Source organism: Leptolyngbya sp. FACHB-36 (assembly GCF_014695955.1).
In the GTDB taxonomy this organism is placed as follows: Bacteria; Cyanobacteriota; Cyanobacteriia; order Leptolyngbyales; family Leptolyngbyaceae; genus FACHB-36.
The window spans coordinates 1-1854 of the sequence record NZ_JACJPG010000538.1; the positions used below are offsets into that span (position 1 = coordinate 1).

2 protein-coding genes are annotated in these 1854 nt (G+C 54.6%); one reads left to right on the forward strand and one right to left on the reverse strand.

The window, feature by feature from the left end:
- Positions 1-891 (forward strand): ATP-binding protein (locus H6F43_RS15440; RefSeq protein WP_242025655.1); only part of this gene is annotated, 891 nt, incomplete at its 5' end.
- 6 nt (positions 892-897) lie between these two features.
- Here the strand turns inward: H6F43_RS15440 and pdxH are convergent.
- The gene (gene pdxH / locus H6F43_RS15445; RefSeq protein ID WP_190343617.1) at positions 898-1539 is read right to left on the reverse strand and encodes a pyridoxamine 5'-phosphate oxidase; all 642 of its coding nucleotides are present in this window, start codon (positions 1537-1539) and stop codon (positions 898-900) included.
- Positions 1540-1854 lie beyond the last annotated feature (315 nt).

A 1854-nucleotide genomic window follows, 5' to 3' on the forward strand; every position in this document is an offset into this window, starting at 1 on the left:
TTAGAGCAACTTCAACAGTCGCAGCTTCGGCTGGTGCAGAACGAAAAAATGTCGAGCTTGGGGCAGCTAGTGGCAGGAGTTGCTCATGAGATCAACAATCCAGTTAACTTTATCCACGGCAATTTAAGCTACTTGAGCGAATACGCTGAAAATTTGCTGTCTCTGATTCGTCTTTATCAAGAGGAGTGTCCTAGGACAAGTCCGAGGCTGCAAGCCGCGATCGCCGACCTCGACTTTGAGTTCCTAATCGCCGATCTGCCGAAAATCCTCGGTTCAATGCGGCTTGGTACCGAGCGGATTCGAGAGATTGTGCGATCGCTGCGGCTCTTTTCCCGCATGGACGAGGCAGAAAAGAAGCAAGTGGATATTCATGACGGCATCGACAGTACGCTGCTGATTTTGCAGCATCGCCTCAAGCCAAAAGCCAACCAGTCCGAGATTCAGGTGAAGAAGCACTACGCCGCTCTACCACTGGTGGAATGCTATGCAGGGCAGCTAAATCAAGTGTTTATGAACATTTTGGTGAACGCTATAGATGCTTTAGAAGAAGCGTTTCGGTCCGCGCCTGGGCTAGAAGCGGCAGTCAGACAGAAAGCGTGGGGAGTGAGCAGCCAACCCAGTACTCCCCAAATCCATATTTGCACGGAGCAACAGGGCGATCGCATCGTCATTCGCATCCGCGATAACGGACCTGGGATTTGCGAGGATGCGCGGCGACGATTGTTTGACCCCTTCTATACAACCAAGCCTGTTGGCGCAGGAACTGGGCTAGGACTGTCAATCAGCTATCAGATTATTACAGAAACGCACGGCGGCAGCTTAGACTGCGTTTCTGCTCCGGGTCAAGGGGCAGAGTTTATCATTCAAATTCCCGTGCGCATGGCGGCGTGATTCTGTCTAGGGAGCCAGCCGATCGATGCGCCAGCGATCGCCCTCCAGACGATAGCGGAGGCGATCGTGCAGGCGGCTGGGGCGTCCTTGCCAAAACTCGATCTGGTGAGGAATCACTCGGTAGCCGCCCCAATGTGGCGGACGAGGAACGTCTTGGTCTTGGTACTGCGCTTTTAAAGACCCAAATCGCTGCTCTAGCACTTCTCGATTCGGAATCACGCGGCTCTGGTCGGATGCCCACGCACCGAGCTGGCTGGTCAGCGGACGGCTGTGGAAGTAAGCCTCCGTTTCCTCGTCGGGCACTTTCTCCACGCGCCCTTCAATCCGCACCTGCCGCTGCAACAGCGTCCATAAAAACACCAGCACCGCTTGTGGATTTTCGGCAAGCTCTGCACCTTTGCGGCTTTCGTAGTTCGTGTAAAAGGCAAATCCTTGCTCATCCACGCCCTTGAGCAGCACAATCCGTGCTGAGGGAATTCCCGCCTTCGTCGCTGTCGCTAGCGTCATCGCGTTCGGTTCGGGAAGCTGGGCGGCGACTGCCTGCTCGAACCAGACGTGAAACTGCTGAATTGGGTCGGCATTGACGTCGGCTTCGTTTAGTTGGGCAAGGGTGTAGTTAAGGCGAAGGTCGGCGATCGAGGTGCTCATGCGTCGTTCAGTAATAGCGATTAGCGGAGTCATTCGTCGTCAGTCACTCGCGGTTAGGGTGAAGCCATCGCTCTATCTGCTACTAACCACTACTAACCACTGACAACTGACCACGAACAACTTCTTTTGATACCTCCATGCTGCCCTGTTTCGTTCACCTTCGGCAATAATAGGACCAACCTTGCGGACTGTCAGAAACTTATGGACGAGGATTCGGGCGGCGCGTCAGAATTAGCCACGCCTTCATTGAAGCGCTCCTTACGTGCGCCGCTCAACCGCACATTGGAGTTGACGATGAGCGATCGCGCCCGCCTC